19 protein-coding genes and 2 riboswitches are annotated in these 21,758 nt (G+C 50.2%); of the genes, 10 read left to right on the top strand and 9 right to left on the bottom strand.

Annotation, left to right across the window (positions count from 1 at the left end; genetic code table 11):
• The first annotated feature begins 7 nt into the window (after positions 1 to 7).
• Entirely contained in the window at positions 8 to 484 is a 477-nt protein-coding gene (locus MKY82_RS19190) for a GNAT family N-acetyltransferase (RefSeq protein WP_339217928.1), read from the top strand.
• Between the two features lie 41 nt (positions 485 to 525).
• Here the strand turns inward: MKY82_RS19190 and MKY82_RS19185 are convergent, their stop codons facing one another.
• Positions 526 to 1,371, bottom strand: coding sequence for a chemotaxis protein (locus MKY82_RS19185; protein WP_194543189.1), 846 nt, complete (start codon positions 1,369 to 1,371; stop codon positions 526 to 528).
• Positions 1,372 to 1,611: 240 nt separating this feature from the next.
• Here MKY82_RS19185 and MKY82_RS19180 point away from each other — a divergent pair, with 240 nt between their 5' ends.
• A complete protein-coding gene (locus tag MKY82_RS19180) occupies positions 1,612 to 2,439 on the top strand; it encodes a histidine kinase (protein WP_071218528.1) in 828 nt (275 codons plus the stop codon).
• Positions 2,436 to 3,089 (top strand): response regulator transcription factor, encoded by a 654-nt coding sequence (locus MKY82_RS19175; RefSeq protein WP_220684882.1) that lies wholly within the window; start codon positions 2,436 to 2,438, stop codon positions 3,087 to 3,089. The genes MKY82_RS19180 and MKY82_RS19175 overlap by 4 nt, the downstream gene beginning before the upstream one ends.
• Positions 3,090 to 3,172: 83 nt before the next feature.
• Here MKY82_RS19175 and MKY82_RS19170 read toward each other — a convergent pair whose 3' ends face one another.
• The 3 genes from MKY82_RS19170 to MKY82_RS19160 all read right to left on the bottom strand — a co-directional run bounded on the left by MKY82_RS19170 (position 3,173) and on the right by MKY82_RS19160 (position 5,885).
• On the bottom strand, positions 3,173 to 3,520 hold the full coding sequence (locus MKY82_RS19170) for a hypothetical protein (protein ID WP_113056665.1): 348 nt from the start codon (positions 3,518 to 3,520) through the stop codon (positions 3,173 to 3,175).
• 250 nt (positions 3,521 to 3,770) lie between these two features.
• Positions 3,771 to 5,477, bottom strand: coding sequence for an ABC transporter ATP-binding protein (locus MKY82_RS19165; protein ID WP_339294125.1), 1,707 nt, complete (start codon positions 5,475 to 5,477; stop codon positions 3,771 to 3,773).
• A 63-nt stretch (positions 5,478 to 5,540) separates the two neighbouring features.
• Complete coding sequence (locus tag MKY82_RS19160) at positions 5,541 to 5,885, bottom strand: hypothetical protein (protein WP_260069585.1); 345 nt, start codon at positions 5,883 to 5,885, stop codon at positions 5,541 to 5,543.
• Between the two features lie 225 nt (positions 5,886 to 6,110).
• Here MKY82_RS19160 and MKY82_RS19155 point away from each other — a divergent pair, with 225 nt between their 5' ends.
• Positions 6,111 to 6,590 carry a nucleoside deaminase gene (locus tag MKY82_RS19155; protein ID WP_071218682.1) on the top strand — a complete coding sequence of 160 codons (480 nt, stop codon included), beginning with the start codon at positions 6,111 to 6,113 and terminating at the stop codon, positions 6,588 to 6,590.
• A gap of 42 nt (positions 6,591 to 6,632) precedes the next feature.
• Here the strand turns inward: MKY82_RS19155 and MKY82_RS19150 are convergent, their stop codons facing one another.
• The gene (locus tag MKY82_RS19150; RefSeq protein ID WP_220684883.1) at positions 6,633 to 7,415 is read right to left on the bottom strand and encodes an arylamine N-acetyltransferase; all 783 of its coding nucleotides are present in this window, start codon (positions 7,413 to 7,415) and stop codon (positions 6,633 to 6,635) included.
• Positions 7,416 to 7,535: 120 nt separating this feature from the next.
• On the opposite strand from MKY82_RS19150, the gene MKY82_RS19145 reads away from it, so the two are divergent.
• Positions 7,536 to 9,173, top strand: coding sequence for a YcdB/YcdC domain-containing protein (locus MKY82_RS19145; protein WP_339294124.1), 1,638 nt, complete (start codon positions 7,536 to 7,538; stop codon positions 9,171 to 9,173).
• A gap of 234 nt (positions 9,174 to 9,407) precedes the next feature.
• On the opposite strand, the gene gcvPB is transcribed toward MKY82_RS19145, so the two are convergent.
• Genes gcvPB through gcvT form a run of 3 tightly spaced genes read right to left on the bottom strand, consistent with a single transcriptional unit; the run spans position 9,408 to position 13,320 of the window.
• Complete coding sequence (gene gcvPB / locus MKY82_RS19140; RefSeq protein ID WP_220684885.1) at positions 9,408 to 10,865, bottom strand: aminomethyl-transferring glycine dehydrogenase subunit GcvPB; 1,458 nt, start codon at positions 10,863 to 10,865, stop codon at positions 9,408 to 9,410.
• Complete coding sequence (gcvPA, locus tag MKY82_RS19135; RefSeq protein ID WP_339294123.1) at positions 10,862 to 12,211, bottom strand: aminomethyl-transferring glycine dehydrogenase subunit GcvPA; 1,350 nt, start codon at positions 12,209 to 12,211, stop codon at positions 10,862 to 10,864. Before gcvPA ends, gcvPB begins: the two co-directional genes overlap by 4 nt.
• Positions 12,208 to 13,320, bottom strand: coding sequence for a glycine cleavage system aminomethyltransferase GcvT (gene gcvT / locus MKY82_RS19130; RefSeq protein WP_339294122.1), 1,113 nt, complete (start codon positions 13,318 to 13,320; stop codon positions 12,208 to 12,210). The genes gcvPA and gcvT overlap by 4 nt, the downstream gene beginning before the upstream one ends.
• A 219-nt stretch (positions 13,321 to 13,539) precedes the next feature.
• Positions 13,540 to 13,641, bottom strand: a riboswitch (glycine riboswitch).
• A gap of 189 nt (positions 13,642 to 13,830) precedes the next feature.
• Positions 13,831 to 13,950: riboswitch (glycine riboswitch) on the top strand.
• 175 nt (positions 13,951 to 14,125) lie between these two features.
• Between gcvT and gcvH the strand changes: the two genes are divergently transcribed.
• Positions 14,126 to 14,515: a glycine cleavage system protein GcvH gene (gcvH, locus tag MKY82_RS19125; RefSeq protein ID WP_071218519.1), complete on the top strand. Its 390-nt coding sequence runs from the start codon at positions 14,126 to 14,128 to the stop codon at positions 14,513 to 14,515.
• A gap of 117 nt (positions 14,516 to 14,632) precedes the next feature.
• On the opposite strand, the gene MKY82_RS19120 is transcribed toward gcvH, so the two are convergent.
• Entirely contained in the window at positions 14,633 to 15,547 is a 915-nt protein-coding gene (locus MKY82_RS19120) for an EamA family transporter (RefSeq protein ID WP_339294121.1), read from the bottom strand.
• A gap of 99 nt (positions 15,548 to 15,646) precedes the next feature.
• Between MKY82_RS19120 and MKY82_RS19115 the strand changes: the two genes are divergently transcribed.
• The 4 genes from MKY82_RS19115 (at position 15,647) to MKY82_RS19100 (ending at position 21,686) form a co-directional block, all read left to right on the top strand.
• Positions 15,647 to 17,107, top strand: coding sequence for a PLP-dependent aminotransferase family protein (locus MKY82_RS19115; protein WP_339294120.1), 1,461 nt, complete (start codon positions 15,647 to 15,649; stop codon positions 17,105 to 17,107).
• A gap of 164 nt (positions 17,108 to 17,271) precedes the next feature.
• Entirely contained in the window at positions 17,272 to 18,456 is a 1,185-nt protein-coding gene (locus MKY82_RS19110; RefSeq protein WP_220684889.1) for an FAD-dependent oxidoreductase, read from the top strand.
• 39 nt (positions 18,457 to 18,495) lie between these two features.
• The gene (gene sigJ, locus MKY82_RS19105) at positions 18,496 to 19,356 is read left to right on the top strand and encodes an RNA polymerase sigma factor SigJ (protein WP_339294119.1); all 861 of its coding nucleotides are present in this window, start codon (positions 18,496 to 18,498) and stop codon (positions 19,354 to 19,356) included.
• Between the two features lie 260 nt (positions 19,357 to 19,616).
• Positions 19,617 to 21,686 carry a catalase gene (locus MKY82_RS19100; protein WP_339294118.1) on the top strand — a complete coding sequence of 690 codons (2,070 nt, stop codon included), beginning with the start codon at positions 19,617 to 19,619 and terminating at the stop codon, positions 21,684 to 21,686.
• Positions 21,687 to 21,758: the final 72 nt, after the last annotated feature.

The raw sequence follows: 21,758 nt of genomic DNA, 5'->3' as shown, positions 1-21,758 counted from the left end.
TGTACCCATGCAAAAAGCAGAACATATTCAGCTGGATTTCCGTTCGGCTGAACACCTGCCCATCTTGAAAGAATTCGAGCTTCCGGATGAGCAAGTCCAATTTACCGCTCATCCGAAAGAAGCACTTAACGCAGTTGAGGGTCAGCATCCTATCGTTATTTTAGCGGATGGTCATCCGGTTGGCTTCTTTATCCTGCACGCGACGGAACGCGTCAAAGAGTACACAAGCAATCCTCATGCGATGCTGCTAACCACCTTATCCATTGACCATCGGCAGCAGCGTAAGGGATATGCCAGGAGAGGGATGCTTGCGCTGTCATCCTTCATTCGGAGTCAGTTTCCTACCTGCAATGAGGTGGTATTGGCCGTAAACCATAAGAATGTTCCGGCCCAACAGCTTTATGAACGGGTTGGTTTCCAAGATACGGGCAGGAGAAGAATGGGGCCGATCGGAGAACAATGGGTGATGAATATAACCCTATGATGAACAATGCCGCAAAGACGTCTGGTCTTTGCGGCATAACTTTATTTAACTTGGTTGACACTCCGCCAGGTAGCTTCCAAACTTGAAGCAATATACTCCAGGATCGGTTTGCTGTAGAAATAACCGCTGTGTGACAGGGGATTCCAGCTGGTTAGCCAGTTTCCCACATTAACGGATATATCGTTACGAACCGTGCGGTCATATTCTTCATTTATGCCTTTGAGAGGGTAAGCAAGGATGTCGTCTTTATCGTAGAAATTAACCCATTCTCCCAGCAGCCGATCATGATAGTGCTTCAGCTTTATGGAAGGGACTTCGATCGGCCTATCAAAATCGCGGTACCGCATGCTCCACAGCGGCAAGGTGGTTCCCAGCGTATAGAATAAGGTCAGGAGCTCTCCCCGCTCCAACGGAGCTTCCGGGTCAACGACAAGACGATGCCCGCGGGAGGAGAATTGCAGATCATAGAAGAAATTGCTGGCGATTACGGATCCCAGGCTATGAGAAATCACGCATAATGGAGCCTGGGGGCCCGCTGCGAGGGCAAGTCGGTGCAGCGCTTCACTGATGGTCCGATGAATGGCCTCATAATTCTGATCCTCGGCTTCCACGGGTTGGTAAGCTACGGCATCCGCCAGATTGTGGATCACGTACTGCCGAAGGTGCTGATAACGTAAACGGTAAGGTTTAATGCTGCTGCTGATTAATTCGGACTCGCGTCCTGCGAATACATCGGCCCAATGCACGGCCTCCATGGCCAGTTGCTCATGCGGAATGCCAGATGTTTGAGAGAAGGTTCCTCTCAATTTTTTCATAAATTTATCCGCATAGTCTTTCTTTTGTGTTCCCAATCCGTGTACAATGATCACTGCAATTTTTTGCTTCATCTAACTGCAGCTCCCTTCATCGGAAATGGAATGAATGGATATCTTTTACTCTTTATACGCGATTTGTACTCGAATTGTAAATAGGTTATTTCAGTACGGGTGAAACTGGTAAGGTCAGTAGCTCTTTAGAGTCATTCCGTTTATGGTCAATCTTGATTACAATGAAGGGATAGCCAGTTGCTATATGATAGATAAAGCGACGGGTGCATTTATGTTTTGAAATGAAATAGGAGGCAGGGTATGTCCTATAAACAAATGAAATGGTTGATTCTGATCATTCCCACTTTGACGATTGGCATATGGGAGTATGTTCGGCATGAGTTTCTGCTGCCTTATATATCGATGGATCTTGGCAATCTGCTTGCGCCTGTAATCGTGTTCTTGGTTTCCATTCTGTTTCTTACCCAGTTGTTCTCATTGATTGAACGGAACCAGGAGGAACTGAACCAATCCAGAGCACTGCAAGCGGCCATGCATGAAAGGGAGAAGATTGGCCGAGAGCTCCATGACGGAATCGCCCAATCCTTGTTCTTGCTGAACGCACAGATTGACCGAATTGAGAAATCGGGGCTAACCGGAGAAATTCCATATCAGGATATTAAGGAAAGTGTCCACCGAACCAATGCCTATGTACGAGAAGCTATCGCTAATCTCCGATATCCGGCAGATCCGCAAGCTATTCCGTGGATGCATAGCATGGACAGCTTGATTAAGGAAATTAAGGAGGAGACGAATCTGCACTTCGACGTGCAGTGGGAAATTCCGGATGAGATGCTATCTGCCAAAGAAAAGGTGGAGCTGCTGGCTTCGATCAGGGAAGCCTTATTGAATATCCATAAGCATGCCGAAGCGAAGCACGTCATAATAACGGCGACAGCGGCGGACTCAAGCTGGCATTGCTCCGTCAGCGATGATGGCAAAGGGTTTGAGTTGGACAAGCCGCTCGGCAGCAACCGGTATGGAATCAAAATCATGAAGGATCGGGCTGAGGCCATGGGCTGGAAGTTCATGGTGGAAAGACGCAACAACAAGACGATCATCAGCATTCGGAAGGAGAATACCGCATGAACGAGCAGCCGTTTCGCGTGTTAATCATCGATGACAGCGATCTTGCCAGAGAAGGAATTCGCACCATTCTAAGCGGTGACCCGACCTTTGAAGTCGTGGCCGAAGGACAAAGCGGCGAGGAAGCGCTGGAACTGACCGAAATATGGATGCCTGATATTATTCTCATGGATATTCAGATGTCTGGGATGGACGGATTGGAAGCGACCAAGCGAGTGAAGGACAAATTTCCTTACGTTAAGATTGTCATGGTCACGGTGTCCGACGACATTGCTCACTTGTTTGACGCCCTGAAACGTGGAGCGCAAGGCTATCTGCTAAAGAATCTGAATCCCGAATCATGGCACGAGTACCTCAAGGCTATTGCCGTAGACGAAGCGCCGATGAGCAGGGAGCTTGCTTTCCGTATATTGAAGGAATTTTCGCAGCATGACAAGCCGGATCCAAGCAATAGTCCATTAACGGCACGGGAAAAAGAAATATTGGGGCTCGTCGCCGAGGGGTTGTCCAACCGCGATATTTCGGTTGACTTGTGCATATCAGAGAATACGGTCAAGAACCATCTGAAGAACATTTTGCAAAAGCTGCATTTGGATAATCGGGTCCAGCTGACTCGTTACGCCTACGAACAAGGTTGGATGGGGAAGAGATAACTTAACAACGGGGATCTGACGTCCGAAAGGATGTTGGCAGAGATGGGGATCAGGCGAAAAAAGCATCCGTGCACTAGATACGCTCATTTCTGTTTAACAAGGAATATGCCCAGCGCAATGATACCGATGCCGGCCCAATTTTTCCATGTAGGGACTTCCTTCAGGAACAAGTATGCCACCCCTAACGAAATCAGGATTTCCAGGCATTTGGAGAAGATCAACGTATAGCCTAACTGATCGGTGGCTTTATATCCATAACGGATCCCGTATCCGATGCACATGTTGGCGATGAGGAACAGAGGAAGCATGAATAACTGAAACTGCAGCGTAGGCCAGAACAGGTGCTGGATATGCTTGGTTTGGTACGAGAAAACAAGGTTGATCATCGACAGTCCGCCGAAGAGTAGACCGACACTGTAGATATAAAACATAAAGGGCCTCCTGAAATTGATGTCTTTGTAGTACGCCATTAATGTTTCCATGCAGCAACTTTTTTATCCAAGGACAATGAGGCGAAAATTCTGTTGCGTGATATCTTGATAGATTGTCTAATGATTCAATTCATAAATATTCTCGAAAAAAAGGATGCCCCCGCTTCTAAGCGGAGGCATCCTTTATATATTTGAGGGATTTCAAGACGATCAGTTCAGTATTCATGTAAAACTACGGATCATAGGTTCATTAATGAACTTGGTGAAGCCTGCTGTACACGCCGCCGGAATGAATCAATTCCTGATGCGTCCCCTGTTCGGCAATGCCTTCGGAATTGACAACGATAATCCGGTCCGCGCTCTGAATGGTGGTGAGCCGGTGAGCGATCACCAGCGTTGTTCTGCCGACGGACAGCTCAGCCAGGGACTTCTGGATTTGCGCTTCCGTTTCCGTGTCGAGTGCCGAGGTGGCTTCGTCCAGTATAAGAATCGGCGGGTTCTTAAGGAACATTCTCGCAATGGACAAGCGCTGCTTCTGACCGCCGGACAACTTGACGCCGCGTTCCCCAATCACCGTTTCCATACCGTCCGGCAGGCTTCGGATCAGTTCATCGAGCGAAGCACGCCGTGCAGCTTCCCAGATTTGCTGGTCCGTGGCATGTAAGTCGCCATAAGCGATATTGTCACGGATCGTACCGGAGAAGAGGAAAACATCCTGCTGCACGATGCCGATATGCTTGCGAAGATTTTGCAATTTGATATTCCGGATGTCGATCCCATCCACCGTAATCGTCCCCTGATCCACGTCATAGAAACGGGGGAGAAGGCTGCAGATGGTGGTCTTTCCCGCACCGGACGGTCCTACAAACGCAACCGTTTCTCCGGCACGGATCGTCAGATGGATGTTATTCAGTATCGTCCGCGATGGTTCGTATCCGAAGGTAACGCCTTCAAAGCGGATATCTCCCCGTACAGATGAAAGGGATACGGCATCAGGCACATCGGCGATCTCCGGCTCGGTATCCATGATTTCCAGGTAACGTTTAAAGCCGGCAATCCCTTTGGGATAGCTCTCAATAACGGCATTGATCTTCTCGATCGGACGGAAGAAGATGTTGGAGAGCAGAAGGAAGGCCATGAATTCACCCATCTCAATTTTGCCTTGGATGAAGAACCAGGCACCGCAGATCATGACAAATACCGTGATCAGACGCATCAGCATATAGCTGATGGACATGCTTTTTGCCATCGTTTTATAAGCCAGCAGTTTGGTCGCCCGAAATTGCTTGTTCTCTTCCTGAAACAGTTTATTCTCATGCTCCTCATTCGCAAACGATTGAACCACACGGATACCGCCGACATTGTCCTCGATGCGGGCGTTGAAATTCCCTACATTACGGAACAGTTGACGATAGGTCGTAGTCATTCTGCCTCCGAACTTAATGATCAGCCATGCCATCAACGGCACAATGATAAAAGTCAGAAGCGCTAGCTCTAAGTTGATGTAAGCCATTAAGGAGAAGGAACCGAGCAGTGTCATAACGGCAATGAACACGTCTTCCGGTCCATGGTGGGCTACTTCTCCGACGTCATTAAGATCATTTGTGATGCGTCCCATGAGATGGCCGGTTTTGTTGTTATCAAAGAAACGGAAGGATAACTTCTGAATGTGGGAAAACATTTTCTCCCGCAGATCCGTCTCGATATTAATGCCGAGCATATGCCCCCAGTAAGTCACGATGTATTGCAGTGCGGTATTCAGCGCATAGATGGAGAGAAGGACGATGCAGGCAATCAGGATAAGCGGCCAATCCTGGCTGGGCAGCAGATCGTCAATGAATTTGCTGACGGCAAGCGGGAAAACAAGCTCCAGCAGTCCGGCAATAACGGCGCACGTAAAATCCAAAATAAACAATCCCTTATAGGGCCGATAGTACGAAAAAAACTTTCTGATCAAGAATTATCACACTCCAAGTTCTACCTCTTTTAGGGTTATTGGTTTAAGATTAGCGGACAGCCATTATGGGGTGTCTTGCGATGGTTTCGTGTCATACAGCTCAAAAGCCTGAATGTACTCCTGAATGATCTGGTCTACCGCTTTCAGCTCTCCGCTGACCACTTCTCTGATGGCTTCAAAGTCCGGATCATTCACTTGTTTCTTCAAAGTCTCCCGTTTCACAATCAAATTGTCCAGAAAAGAAAGCGCGCGCCCCCGGCGGAACGTCTGCGCCATCTTACCGCCTTCCCTGCCGCCGTAGCCTTCCTCTCGCCGTCTTCCGTGCCGCCCGCCGTGCCGGTGGCTGCTATCACGCTCGCGGGGCTCCGCCCGTTTTTGACTCGATGAGTCCTGATCCTCTTGGCGCATATAACATCAACCTCCTTATCAATAATCACGTATACATTTGTATACCATTAAAGTGATTGTATACGTTTGTATACACTTCGTCAATCCATTTTTCTCCTTTCGACTGGAAAAATGGAGGAGATCAAAGGAAGATATGCTATGCTGTTAAATAGCTGTCCCAGGTGATTGGCATGGATGGAAAACAGCACCGGGATCAGGATGAACATGGGAAGGGAGCTGTACACAATGAGCGAACATAATCATGAGTACTGGATGCGTCAAGCGATTGCAGAGGCCCATCGAAACGTTCAACATGTGGAGGGTGGTCCTTTTGGAGCGATTGTGGTGAAGGATGGTCAAGTGATCGGCAGGGGCCGTAATTTGGTTACCGCGCTGAACGACCCGACGGCTCATGCCGAGGTGCAAGCCATAAGGGAAGCATGTCAACACCTGGAGGATTTCCAATTAAAAGGCTGTACGATTTATACCAGCTGCGAGCCTTGTCCGATGTGTCTGGGGGCCATCTACTGGTCCAGACCTGATGCCGTTTATTATGCAAGCACGAAGAAGGATGCGGCTGAGATCGGATTCGACGATCATTTCATATACGATGAAATCGCGATGCCGATGGACCAGCGCTCCATCCCTATGAAGCAGGTTCAAACAGCGGATTATTTGCTGCCATTTCAAGCGTGGAGCGCAGCCGAGCGCAAAATCGAATATTAACAATAAAACCGGGCTCCCTGCATGGGAAAGCCCGGTTTATTCTTATTTATGGATAGGAATGCCGAAATATGTATAGAGTGCTTCGGCATATTCCCGTGCATTGCCCGGTTTAAAGGTGTGGACGCCGCCGGCTTTGTAAATTCTGAATTCGTCATCATCCACGGTGTTTCTGCCTTCTGCCGTACGAATGGATACGCGAGCCGTTTTGTTAAAAGGCGAATCGGGGGCATACTCGCACCAGAATGAAGTGGTGATGAAATCTCTCGGCAGGTTAGGTTCTTCCGTAAAGGAGAAGACGGGATCCCAGGCTTCTTTTTTCCACTCTTCGAGCATCCAGCCATACGCTTCAGTTTGGACGAGCCGATAGGTCTCGTTCCCCTGGGTCTGCACAAGGCCATCCACCAATTCCAGAGGATGGCGAGGTCCGGCTCCTCCGACGCCGACATCGGCAATATATCGTTGTTCTTCAATATCCACCTGCAGAATATGATGCCGACGTTTAGCAGGCGTATCGGTTTCATCCCGCCAGAAGCGTCCGAAGTAATGAGTGACCTTGAATCCCAGTTTCTGCAGCAGCCAGCCAAACAACGCATTGAGCTCGAAGCAATAGCCGCCGCGATGCCGAGTTACGATTTTATCGTAAAGATCGGGGATATCCAGGGACAGTGGAATTCGATCAAGGATATCGAGATTTTCATAGGGTACGGTATGCACATGCTGTTCCTGCAATCTGGCGAGCATATAAGCGCTGTTTACAATCGGGCCCGTGTATCCAATACGCTCAAGATATGGGTTTACATCCAGGCCATGTATCGGGTTACTCATTTGATCACCGCATCTTTCGTCTTTTGTCAGCTTGGTAGAAGTAAGCCGTATATAATTATATACTTTATATCATATATTCGGGCGTACTAATAGAGAACAAGAAGGAGGAGAAGCGGGACTATGCGAATGGATATTTCGGTGCTACGGACAGCTGCAAGAGCGATCACTTTCATACCTGAACATTATGAACTTGTTATGGAGGACAACACCCCCAAGGGATTCGACGAGAAAGAAAGAACGTTTATCTGGGAAGACCCTACACACGAGGATAGACGAATAGAGGTCTCATTAAGTCTGGGATCTGGACAGCTGATGAGACTTCAGATCGATCGAGAGCGGGATCATGTTATAGAGGGAGTTTATCCGATTGAGCAGGCAACTGAAGCAGCAAAAAGGTTCATGATTCAGCATCATCCTGATTGCGAAGTGCTGACTTATATCCATTCAGTGATCAAAAGAAATTATTATGATATTGAGTTTAGAGCCGAGGTCGGCGGATTGCCGTTACCGAGCTCCGGTTGCGATATTCGGTTAGACCCTAATTTAAATATCGTTCATTACAAGGCAGAATTATTTTTGGGAGAAGAGCTTCCGGTTTGGCCGGCCAAGATTATCAGCGCCGAGGCTGCCAAGCAAAGGATTGTTCAAGATCTGCATATGCAGCCAATCATAACGACATTGTATCCTTCTGTGTATGACATGGAAGGGGATGAAGATCAGCATCGCCTGGTCTATGAAGCGATTCAAGGCCGTCGTAAGATCGATGCAATTACAGGTGAACCTTTGCATAGTCTGCAGCATGATTTGCTGCCGCCGAGTGTTCCAATCATCCAAGCGGAACATGGAGAATTGAATAGGGAGAATCTCCATGCCATCAACCCTATTCTTCCACCAAGCCATGGACTTGCGGATGCAAGCTCAGATGAAGATTCAAGTTTGATTCAATTCTGGGAAGCGCAGCTAGGCATTGATACGGAGCGATATGTGCTTGATAAGCCTAGGGGAGACGATCAAAACCTGATTTTATTATACTTCGATACAAGCGATATTAATGAGGATGAAGAGGATCGTTCTGCGACCGATCCGTTATCGGTAGATGTATATTTTGAAAGACGTTGGGGAACCGCACTTCGTAATCTTCAAGCAGCGTTTATGATACATATTGATAAATCGACAGCTTCCCTGGAAGCATACCATCAAAAACAGGACAGCCGGAATGAAGAAGTCAGATTCACACGCGAGCAATGCTGGGAAAGAGCAGAGCTTTTCTTGCGAAGATTCTTTCCTTCGTACGCAAAGTACCTGCAATTGGAAGTGAAATGGGATGGGGAAGACGGAGGAACGGACAGTGAGCCAGGGGGAGATGAGGGTGAAGCTGAACCGCTTGATCGTGAGTTCTTCCACATGCCGCTATATATTGATCAATACCGCGTACGGCTGGAGCGGGTAAATATCAGTGTAAGCACGATTACGGGTGAAGTGCTTCTCTACCGCGGTGTGTCTATGAAGAAAATCCGTGAATTGGAGGCGTGTAAGTTTGAGGCTGGAGTTTCTCCGGAATCAGCGCTTGCCCGTTACGTAGAACAGTTTGATGTATCGCTCAAATGGTTTGATTATTATGATGACAACACAGTTCACTACCAGTTAATCTATGATCCCGTATGCAAGAGGAGAGTTGAAGCGGAAGGAAACCATACGCAGTATGTATTAGATTTCATTGATGCCATGAGCGGAGAGCTAATATGGTCCAAAACCTGAGCCAACGAGTGATGCAGAATCGTATAGTATCAGGGAATGACAGTAGGTTTATTGGTCTCCGAAGAAATGCCCACCAATTTCTTACCAAGGAGTTAGAGTGGCAAGTTGGCTGCAGCTGTATAGGCATCATTTAACAGGTGTATTAATCCCTATGTTGTACAGCACATAAAAGGGTGTCCCTCGCCGTCGGCGGCGAGGGACACCCTTTCTTACGGAATATAGATCAATTCAATATTAACCACACGTGCAGTTCAGAACCGGTTTACGTGCCGCCGTCGTTTCGTCAAGTCGTTTCACGACCGTGGTATAAGGGGCGCCTACGACAACCTCCGGCGTGGTTTCGGCTTCTTTGGCAATCTGGATCATCGTGTCAATGAAACCGTCCAGTGTTTCTTTACTCTCCGTCTCGGTCGGCTCAATCATAATGCATTCCTCTACGTTGAGCGGGAAGTAGATGGTTGGCGGATGATAGCCAAAATCAAGCAGCCGCTTGGCAACATCCAGGGTCCGCACGCCAAACTCTTTTAGTTTTTTGCCGGATAGCACGAATTCGTGCTTGCACAGGCCCGGGTAGGCAACTTCGTAATATGGAGACAGACGGTGCATCATATAGTTGGCATTCAGCACTGCAAGCTCCGAGACACGGCGAAGTCCTTCCGGTCCATAGGTGCGAATATACGTGTAGGCCCGGACCAGGATGCCAAAGTTGCCATAGAATGCCTTCACGCGGCCGATGGATTGCGGACGATCGTAATCCCAATAATAGGTGCCATCCACGCGTTTGGACACGATCGGTTTTGGCAGGAACGGGATCAACAAACTCTTTACGCCGACAGGGCCTGCACCGGGGCCACCGCCGCCATGCGGCGTGCTCATCGTTTTGTGCAGGTTGAGATGGACCACGTCGAAGCCCATGTCGCCTGGGCGGGTAATGCCCATGATGGCGTTGGAATTGGCTCCATCATAGTAGAGAAGACCGCCTGCCTCGTGTACGATTTCGGCGATTTCCACGATTTGCTCTTCAAATAGTCCGAGCGTGCTCGGGTTCGTCAGCATCAGTGCGGCCGTATCATCACCAACGACGGCGCGCAGAGCCTCCAGATCAACCATGCCGCGCTCATTGGATTTAATCGTGATCGTGTCATAACCGGCAACCGTTGCGCTGGCTGGGTTGGTGCCGTGCGAGGAGTCAGGAACAATGACCTTGGTTCGTTTCTCGCCGCGGCTTTCATGGTAAGCACGGATCAGCATGAGTCCCGTCCACTCCCCATGCGCACCCGCAGCGGGCTGCAGCGTTACTTGATCCATCCCGGTAAGTGCCGCCAGATCATTCTGCAGGGTGTAAAGCAGCTCCAGAGCGCCTTGAATGCTTTCTTCTGGCTGGTACGGATGAATCTTGGCAAAGCCGGCAAAACGGGCAACGTCCTCATTGATCTTCGGGTTGTATTTCATCGTGCATGAGCCGAGCGGGTAGAAGCCGTTATCGATGCCGAAATTACGCCGCGACAGCTCCGTATAGTGACGAATGACATCCACTTCATAAACTTCCGGCAGTTCGGCCGGTTTGCTGCGCAGCAAGCCCTCTGGTATTAATGATGCGGCGTCGATCTCCGGTACGTCGCATTCGGGAAGGGAATAGGCGACACGGCCGGGCTTGCTGAGTTCGAATATCAATGCTTTTTCCGGTTTCATACGATCGCCTCCAATTCACCAATAAATTGGTCGATTTCTTCCTTCGTCCGCCGTTCGGTCACAGCGATTAGCATACATCCTCGAAGCTCAGGGTACGCAGCGCCAAGATCATAACCTCCGATGTAACCTGCACGCAGAAGCTTCGAGTTGATCTCCTTCACGTTCGTTCCTTCAGGCAGCTTTACCACAAACTCATTGAAGAACGGCGAGCTGAATGGAAGGGAGAGGGAGCCTTTGGCGACACGGTCGGCAGCATAATGGGATTTGCGCACATTCAGAAGCGCTGCCTCTTGCATGCCTGCTTTACCCAGGGTGGACATATAAACGGATGCACACAGCGCGAGCAGCGCCTGGTTCGAGCAGATGTTCGACGTTGCTTTTTCGCGGCGAATATGTTGTTCACGTGCCTGCAGCGTCAGTACAAAACCGCGTTTGCCGTCCTGATCGACGGTTTGACCCACAATACGTCCGGGAATACGGCGCATCAGCGGCTCGGATACCGCGAAGAATCCGCACGTCGGTCCGCCAAGAGAAGCTGGAATGCCGAGCGGCTGGGCATCGCCGACAACGATGTCGGCTCCAAGCACGCCAGGGGATTCCAGTAAACCGAGGGACAGCGGGTTTACGCTCAGGACAAGCAATGCTTTTTTCTCATGAACCAGCGGTTCGATCGATTTCACGTCTTCAATGCAGCCGAAGAAGTTCGGTGATTGCAGAAGGACGGCGGCGGTATCTTCCGTTATGGCAGCGGCGAGCGCATCCTGGTCGGTAGCACCATTGACGATGCCGACTTCCACGACTTCCAGATCGAGGCCGCGAGCCGAAGTCAAAACGATTTCCCGGGCTTCGGGATGGACGGCACGCGATATGACGATTTTCTTCCGTTTGGTTGCACCGCTGGCGAGAGCCGCAGCCTCAGCAAGCGCCGTGGAACCGTCATACATGCTGGCATTGGCCACTTTCATGCCGGTCAATTCACAGATATAGGATTGAAATTCAAAAATCGCTTGCAGCTCGCCTTGGCTGATCTCCGGTTGGTATGGCGTATACGCCGTGTAGAATTCAGAGCGGGAAATCACATGATTGAGCACAACCGGAATATGGTGGTCGTACAAACCGGCCCCGAGAAAGCTTGTATAACGGTCAAAATCGGCATTTCGGTCCGATAGGTCACGCATATGCTTCAGAAGTTCAGGCTCACCCAGCCGGTTTGACATGGGGAGGACGCCGTTGTAACGGACCGCTTGGGGGATATCGGCAAACAGATCTTCGATCGTTTCCGCGCCGACCGCAGCAAGCATATCGGCTTGATCCTGATCCGTCATAGGCAAGTAACGATGCTTCATGTTAAGGCAGCTCCTCTTTTGTAGAATGGTGTCTTTACTACTTTGGCTTTTAACTTCTTACCGCGGATCTCAACCCATACCTCGGTATCGAGGCTCGTATATGGCGTTTCGATCAAGGCCAATCCGAGATTTCGCTTGAGTGAAGGGGATTGGGTACCGCTGGTCACTTCACCGATGGGTTCTCCTTCATGGTTGTATACGGGATAGTGGGAGCGCGGGATACCGCGATCGATGAGTTCAATGCCGACCAGCTTACGCGGCACACCGTCTTGTTTTTGCTGTTGAAGCGCTTCCCGACCGATGAAATCGCCGCTGTCCAGCTTCACAAAGAACCCGAGACTGGCTTCAAGCGGAGAGATCGTGCTCGAAAGCTCTTGGCCGTACAATGGCAGTTTCGCTTCGAAACGGAGTGTATCACGTGCGCCCAGTCCGGTTGGAACAAGGCCATGTGGTTCTCCGGCGGTTAAGAGCTCTCTCCAAATTGCGGGAGCATCCTCAGCGGAGCAATAAATTTCAAAGCCGTCTTCTCCGGTATAACCGGTACGGGACAGTAGGGCGGAGCAGCCGCAAACCTGTGCGTTCTGGATAAAATGGAAGGAGGGGAGTTCGTCTAAGACCTCAGTCGTGGCCTGTGACATGATGTTCACGGCCGCAGGTCCCTGAAGTGCAATCAGAGCCGTCTCAGCGGACACATTACGGATGGTGACATCACCTGCAAGATGGTCTTGAAGCCACTGGAGGTCTTTGTCGATGTTGGATGCGTTAACAACCAGCATAAATCGGTCAGCCGACAGTTTATACACAAGCAGGTCATCTACCGTACCGCCGTTGTCGTAACACATCAACGTGTATTGGGCCTGACCCATCGATATGCGGGTTACGTCATTCGTGGTCATCTTCTGGATAAATGCTTCAGCGTCTTGTCCGGTGACGATAAATTCACCCATGTGGGAGACGTCGAACAGGCCGGCGTGCTTGCGTACGGCTTCATGCTCTTGCACAATGCCTGAAAATTGCACGGGCAGTTCCCAGCCGCCAAAGTCGATGCAGCGGGCAGAAGGAAAATCGGCATAAAGCGGGTAAAGCGGTGTACGTTGTAATGAACTCATCTCTTCACCTCTTCGAATTGGCATGATCAATCGGGGAAACACCAAAAAAGGACAGACAGAAGGATAACAAGTCGTGCTGAAAAAAGCCCGCTCGTTGCGTAATCCTTCTGCTCTGTCCTTTGTACCTGAGAGTTACCCCACATGTCATGTAAGTATAATGTCAAGCGTGTGTGAGTTTCCCCGTGGGTGATTCTACATTCAGAATTCTCTCCAGAGGTGCGTCCGGTAAAGGTCCTTTTGCCTGAGAGATTCACCGTGTTACGGCTTACTCCTTCGGCGCTACCTGTCAATCCTGTCGGTAATCTCTCCCGCTACCATCATCCGCGTGAAAATTATTGAGTTGTCATCATCTTCCTTGCGTTCTTGTGATTATTATAAACGTGTCTCGCCATAAAGTGTCAACCTTTATTTCACTAAAATATTTTCAATCTTAAAATTTTTGTCAGATATCTTGACATCACTTCGTCCCTGTTTTATTCTGTGGGAGAATAAGCCAACCGAATATGCGGATGACGATGGATGGGAGAGACCGCCTCGCGAAGGGTGAAACCTTGGCGGCACCGAAGGAGCAAACCGTTACGCCCGCCAGGCTGACGAGTAATCTCTCAGGTAAACGAACCGCCATCTGACGCAGCTCTGGAGAGTGCGCAAGCCACCCAAGGGGAAAGATCGGACCATAAGAAGCGGTCGATCATAAACTCTCAGGTACCGAGGACAGAGAGAAGGCAAATGCCTTTTTTCGCGTCCTTTTTTTTCATTTATTTACCTTAATTTCATTTCTTTAAGAAAAGAGGAGTATCCGTAAATGAGCGAAATCAGAGAGAATTTGGTCTACAGCGACGATCATGAATGGGCATTGAAGGTAGATGGTAATGTGGTGCGCGTCGGTATTTCCGATCATGCGCAATGTCAGCTGGGCGATATCGTATTCGTTGAACTCCCCGAGACCGGCGCTGTCGTTGCCGCAGGTGACAGCATCGGTACCATTGAGTCGGTCAAAACCGTATCGGAACTGTATTCCCCTGTTTCAGGTACCATCACGAAAGTGAATGCTTCTCTGGAAGACCAGCCGGAGCTTGTGAACGAAGAGCCGTACGAAGGCGGTTGGATCATTGAGGTTGAGGTGGAAGGTGACCTGGAGGAAGCACTCGGAAAGCTGCTGACTGCAGAGGCATATCGTGCCAAAGTGGATTAAGGATTGAATCATAACATTGCATAATGAAACATAACGGCTGCTACTCGTAATGAGGTTTACGAGTGGCAGCCGTTTTAAATGATGGTGCTAATCCTTGGAACCTTGAAGGGTTCGATATCAAGTGCTTGAAGCCACACGGCGCGCGATCCGGCGTGCTCGAAGCTCAGGCAGATTCAAGATCAGTATTCCGCCGATGATGAGCAAGCTGCCAACGATGGAATAAAGAGAAATCGCTTCGCCGTACAGAAATGCGCCTAATCCTAACGCGATGATCGGAGAAACAAAGAGCCAGGTAGACGGAAAAAAGGCATTTGTTGCTTTTAGCAGCCAAGCATACAGACTATGCCCCAGCATCGAGCCGACTATCGTTAAATACAAGACAGAACCGAGGGCTGGCAGCGTTAGAATACCATTCCATTGTACCTGTTCACTGAAAAGGGATAACAGCAATAGGGCAGAGCCGCCATACATCATCTGCACCGCATTGATCATAATTGGCGAGATATCCGGCATGTCAAAGGATAATTTTCGGGTAGCGAGGGAGCCCACGCTATAACCGATTTCGCCTATAAGAATGGCGATGCAGCTCAGAATCCAGATGAGGTCGCTCCCCATGGCTATCTCGGGCATGATAAGCAAACATACTCCCGCAAAACCGACCCCGCACCCCCAATAATCACTGCGCCGGGCATTCTTTCGCATTACAACCGATTGAATCATCAGAATCATCATGGGGCCTGTTGCCGATAGGATGGCAGCGATCCCTGAGGACACGTGCTGCTCGGCCCAATATAGCGTTGCAAACGTCAAGAATGTACTGGTCATCCCGATTAGAAGGAATTCCTTGCGCAGGAGAAGGCTTGGTTTTGCCTTCCGCTGCAATACCATCCACAGGAAGATGATGGCGCCCGCGAGAAGAAACCGGAGTCCCGCCGAGAGAAACGGCGGCAGTCCTGCTTCAACGCCAATCTTGATGGCGAGAAAGGTCGTGCTGAATATGGCGCACATAAGCAAGTAGTTAAAAATAATCATGTAGCATCCTCCTTTTTCTATACTATAATAGGTAGTTAATAGAACAGATTGGTGGTTGGTAGAACAGATATGTTCTATATCGGATCGGGGGAAAAACAGATGGAACTATCAACGCTGGACGACAAACATCAAGGTAAGCGGACATTGCAGCAGTCGGTCTATGACACCATTCGAGAAGGAATTGCTCAGGGAGAGTGGAAGGAGACTGAAAGAATCCCGTCCGTGAGAGCGATGGCCGAGCGTTTGAACGTTCACCGGTTAACGGTGCTCAAGGCTTATCAGCGGCTGCTTGAAGACGGGATCGTGGAAGTGAAATATAAATCAGGATATTTCGTAGCGGCTAAGGCGCCTGCGACATTGCCGGAACTCTATACATCCAGCCGGTCTTGGGAATATCAGGCGAAATCGATATATGTCAATCGCAGCCGCTTGTCCGACATTCACAGACATCAGGTCGATTACCAGATGTCGGAAGCGCTGATTGATCCTGCGCTGCTGCCGAACGCGTTCCTGTCCAATCACGTGAAACAAGTGTTTGACATGTATCCGAAGGTATTAAGCACGTATTCTTCCGTGTCCGGAGATTTGGAGCTGCGCGAGGAGATGGCCCGGTACTTTATGGACAAACAAGGCATATCGGTCCATCCGGATGAGCTGCTCATTACGACGGGATCCCAGCAAGCGATCGACCTGATCTCGCGTTCGCTTGTCAAAAGCGGAGATTCGGTGTTGATTGAGCGGCCGACGTATAGTCCGGCGATCGATGTTTTTGTGCAGCAAAATGTCAAGCTGCTTCCCATTGAGATTATGCCGGAAGGATATGACCTGGAGCAGATTGAATGTCTTATGCGGACGGAGAAGCCGAAGCTGTTCTATATGAACCCGACCTTTCAGAATCCGACAGGCTACACGGTGCCGATTACGCAGCGCAAGGCGCTGGTTGAACTGGCGGAACGATATCAATGCATTCTGGTGGAGGATGAGGTCTATCACGACATTTATTTTGGAGATCCGCCGCCGCTGCCCTTTTTTTATTATGATACCGAGGGCTATGTCATTCACATTCGAAGCTTCAGCAAATATGTGGCCCCTGGCTTGCGGATATCGGTGCTGGCGGCACGTCCGGAGCTGATGAATGTCATCCTGCCGACCAAGGCGCTGTCGGACAACGGGACGCCGCTGCTGACGCAAAAGATTTTCCAGCACTATTTCTTCTCGAGCAGACTTCAGGAGCATGTGGCCAAGCTGCGGATTGCCCTGGAGCTTCGTAAGGATAAGATGGAGAAGCTGCTTGAGCCTACAGAATGGCGATGGAACAGCCCCGGCGGCGGCTTGAATCTATGGATACAGCTGCCGGAAAACATCAACGTGGATGCGTTGTTGCGGCAATGCCTGGCGGAATCCGTAGCTTTTGTGCCGGGGCGTATATGCGACCCGCTGGATCAGATGGATTCGTGGATCAGACTCAGCTACTCCTATATCAGCGAAGTTCAGCTGGAAGAGGGAATTCGTCGTCTCGTCGAGATTTCGGAGCAGTTGAAGCATGGCTCGTTGGCATGAACAATTACGTGAGTAATGAATTTCTTCTCGAAGTCATGTAGAGATCATGTCTGCCGATAAATACGGAATATTTTAAAAAAACGGTCTGATTGAATGTCACAAAAACTGCCCTTTTCTCGTGTTATGTGCAAAATCGCATAAAACAAAAGGAGATGGGTTGTCTCATGAAGGATCTAACATGTATTGTCGTTGGTGGAGGCTTTGCAGGTATACATGCTCTAAAAGCGATTCATAAAGCTTGTCATAAAGGAATAGGCGGAAGGAAGCTGCGCCTGATCCTGATCGATATGGGTTCCGCCCATGTGCGGAAAGTGCTGCTGTTCCGTCCTGCAGTGAGTGAAGAGGGGATTACCGTTCCTTGGGAACAGGTCATGCCGGAAGGTACCCGTTTCATACAGGGCAGGGTGATCGGCATGGATAAGGAGAGCAAGCAGCTGACTTTGGAAGACAGCACAGGTCTGGAACATAAGCTGGAATATGATGTCCTTGTGGTGGCCATAGGAAGCATCGTGCGGCAGGCAGCACCGGAACAAGGCGGAATATCGCTGACAGGCTTGGAAGCGGCGGAGCGGATCCGGGAACGGTGGCACGCAAACCTTAAGTTGGCAGTAAAGGAAACGAATGCGCAGGAGAAGCAGCGGCTGATGAGTGCAGCCGTCGCTGGCGCCGGCATAACGGGCATCGAAACGTCAGCCGAGATGGTCCACGCCATGCGGACAGAGGCGGTTAAGCTTGGTTTAGATCCGAAGTTAATCCGTGTGCACCTATTCAATTCTCAGGAACGGTTGTTCCTGGAAGGACCTGCGAAGGTGGCGCATCGGCTTGAACGATATCTAACCGATCTTGGCGTAGTCCTTCATCATGGAAGAAGAGTGATCAAAGAGGAGCTGGGGCTGGTTCATGTCAACGATGGATCTCCGATCCCTGTGGGCCTAACGGTATGGACGCTTGGCCTCACTCCTAACCCCGCGCTCCTCAGCCTCGGACTGCCGGTTACGATGGACGGTCAAATCGTTGTAGATGAAAGCTATCGTGTCAAAGATGCCCCGGGAGTATATGGCATCGGCGATTGCGCGCATGTGGTTGATCCCGCTAACGGTGCTGCCGACCGGATGACATGCAAGGAAGCGATCCCCCAAGCGACGCGACTTGGCGGCATTGTGCATGCGGATTTGATCGATGCGCCTGCAGCCAAGCATAAGAGTGTACCGGAGGGTTACACGGTCGGTCTGGGGCCAGGACATGGGTTAGTCTGGTCGCGTACCTGGGGAATGGATATTATGATCACAGGAAAGCTGGCTTACAAGGTCAAATCGTTCATGTGGAATTATTCCAGCATGGTTCGATAAATTAGCAGCAATCCTGCTTGAAAGGAATGAAGAAACGGCATGTTAGAGCTGTATGAGCAGTATAAGGGGCTCCTGTTTCATCTTGCTTATCAAATGACCGGAACGGTGTCGGACGCAGAGGACGCGGTACAGGATGTGTTCGTGAAAGTTCACAGTCTTCCCCTGGAGAAGCTGGAGGAGCCAAAAGCTTATCTGTGCAAAATGGTGACGAATCGCTGCATCGACGAAATCAAGTCAGCTCGAAATCGAAGAGAGCAGTACTACGGGCCCTGGCTTCCGGAACCGATCCCGGAAGCCTATAGCGAGTCCTATGAAGCCGTCGAAAATCATGAACTGCTTTCCTATGCCATGCTGGTTCTGCTGGAGCGGCTGTCTCCTTCGGAGCGGGCCGTGTTTGTTCTGCGGGAAGCGCTTGGATTCGATTATCCGGAAATCGCCGGACTGATCGATAAAACCGAGGCGAACTGCCGCAAGCTTATGAGCAGGGCGAGAGGAAAGATGGGGATCACGGAGGACGATCTGATTGGCGTGGGGTCCATGGCAGAGGAATGGGTGAGCCGGTTCTTCACGGCCCTATCCGAAGGAGATGCCGAACATGTCCTATCCCTGCTAGCGGATGATGCTGTATTGTTGTCCGATGGCGGCGGTAAAGTGATCGCAGCTGCGAGACCGGTCGAGAGAAAGGAGCGGGTTGCCCGTTTCCTCATCGGCATTCTTCACCAAGCGCAGCTGGAGGATGGAGTAGCGCCGGAGATCGAGGTAAAGGAACTGAACCATCAAACCGCTGTTATATTCCGCCAGGGAGGAAGTGTTACCGGCGTTATCTTTGTCAATATTCGGAACGGATTGCTGCAAAATATTTATATTGTGAGGAATCCGGATAAACTTGAGGGGATTTAAGTTTAGGCTAGGAACATCGACGAAGTACATTCAGAGCAGTCCGCCTCTAGGGAGGGGGCTGCTTTTTTTGCTGGAAACCGGAGGTGCAGGCGCGAAACCTAATCGGACGGTTAGATGAGCTTTTCATGAAGGAAGTTTGATTCTGGATTCGTATTCCAGTATGCAGGGTAAATACATTTCGGGTTCGCAAGCGGATCTGTTACCAAGTGCATTTACGTCAGACACGCATCTACTACCTACATACCAGGAGGTTCCGACAAATGGACAAATCCAACACCCATTCGAATGCTAACAACAGCCGGGGCAAGACAAGCAAGAACCAACAGCTGGAACAATTTACGGTAGACAATGACGGCAAAGACTTGACAACCAATCATGGACTTAAAGTCGCTGAAGATGAACATTCGCTTAAAGCGGGCGAGCGCGGTCCAACCTTGATGGAGGATTTCCATTTCAGAGAGAAGATGACGCATTTCGACCATGAGCGGATTCCGGAACGGATCGTGCATGCCCGCGGTTTTGGGGCTCACGGCTATTTTCAGCTATATGAATCCATGAAAGATTATACAAAAGCCAAATTTCTGCAGGACCCTTCCGTCGTCACGCCGGTGTTTGTCCGATTCTCCACGGTGGCTGGCTCCAGGGGATCAGCCGACACCGTCAGGGACGTACGCGGCTTCGCAACCAAGTTTTATACGGAAGAAGGGAATTATGATCTTGTGGGCAACAATATGCCGGTCTTTTTCATACAGGATGCGATGAAGTTTCCCGATTTCGTTCATGCTGTCAAGCCTGAGCCGCATAACGAGATTCCGCAAGCCCAATCCGCCCATGATACGTTCTGGGATTTTGTGGCGAACAATTCGGAAAGCGCGCACATGATCATGTGGGCGATGTCCGACCGCTCGCTTCCGCGAAGCTTCCGAATGATGGAGGGCTTCGGCGTCCATACCTTCCGTTTCGTGAATGAAGAAGGACATGCACATTTTGTGAAGTTTCACTGGAAGCCTGTGCTCGGCACGCATTCCCTCGTATGGGATGAAACGCAGAAGCTGGCAGGCAAGGATCCCGACTTTAACCGGCGTGATCTGTGGGATGCGATCGAATCAGGAAATTATCCGGAATTTGAGTTTGGCGTTCAAATGATTCGGGAGGATGAGGAATTCAATTTTGGTTTTGATATCCTTGATCCGACCAAGATTTGGCCCGAAGAGCTCATTCCCGTCAGAATCATTGGCAAAATGACACTCAATCGCAATACAGATAATTTCTTTGCGGAGACGGAACAGATTGCTTTCCATCCGGGACATGTCGTACCGGGAATCGATTTTACTAATGACCCGCTACTGCAAGGCCGCTTATTCTCCTATACAGACACCCAGCTTTCACGGCTCGGCGGACCCAATTTCCACGAAATTCCGATCAACCGTCCAATCGCACCGGTTCATAACAATCAGCGTGACGGGATGCATCGTATGACCATCAATAAGGGCCCTGTCAGCTATCATAAGAACGGTATTGCCGGTAACACGCCGAAGCCGGTTCCAGCGGAGCGCGGGGGTTATGAGCATTACACCGAGAAGGTGGAAGGGCGTAAGGTGCAGGCACGCAGTGACAGCTTTAAGGATCATTTCAGCCAAGCGGCCCTGTTCTGGAACAGCATGTCCGAGGTCGAGAAGCAGCATATCGTATCCGCATTCCAGTTCGAGCTGGGTAAAGTACAGCGAAAGGAAATTCGCCAGCAAGTCGTTGACCTGTTCGCGAACGTTGATAGCGAACTTGCCACCCGGATTTCGGAGGGCATCGGAACCATGCCACCGCAAACCAGCTTCTCCGCTTCCAGCGAGTCTTCTCCGGCACTGAGCATGATGAATACCGTGAAGCTCCCGTTAACCCGTAAAGTGGCGGTGCTGGCAGGCAACGGATTCACGGATGAACTCCCGTTTGTGCTTACGCAGCTGCAGCAAGCGGGCGTCATCACCGAAGTGGTTAGCGCAAAGCTCGGCGTCATTCGAGGCAAAGCCGGCGCGGAACTGGAAGTGAACCATTCGCTGCTTGGGGCAGATTCCGTCTTGTTCGATGCGGTGCTTGTCGCAGGCGGCGCGTTAAGCGTATCGGAGCTCCTGGTGGAGCCGAAGGTGCTGGATTTTGTCAAGGAAGCGTATCAGCATTTCAAGCCGATCGCAGCCATAGCCGAAGGGGCAAATTTGCTTCCATCATCCAGTGGTGAAGGGGTGGTGGTTGCGCAAGAGAATGAGGATTTGAAGCCTTTCGGCGAGGCCTTCATTCATGCCATCGCGGCACATCGCCATTGGTCGCGTACGATCTAAGAATGGATTGCCCTTGAATATATAACACGATTGCGCTATAATTCCCCTTAATCATTTGGCTAAAAAGTGAAG

Source organism: Paenibacillus sp. FSL W7-1279 (assembly GCF_037969845.1).
Lineage (GTDB): Bacteria > Bacillota > Bacilli > Paenibacillales > Paenibacillaceae > Paenibacillus_AQ.
Note: the sequence above shows the minus strand (reverse complement) of the source record. Positions and strands in the feature narration are given on the sequence as shown.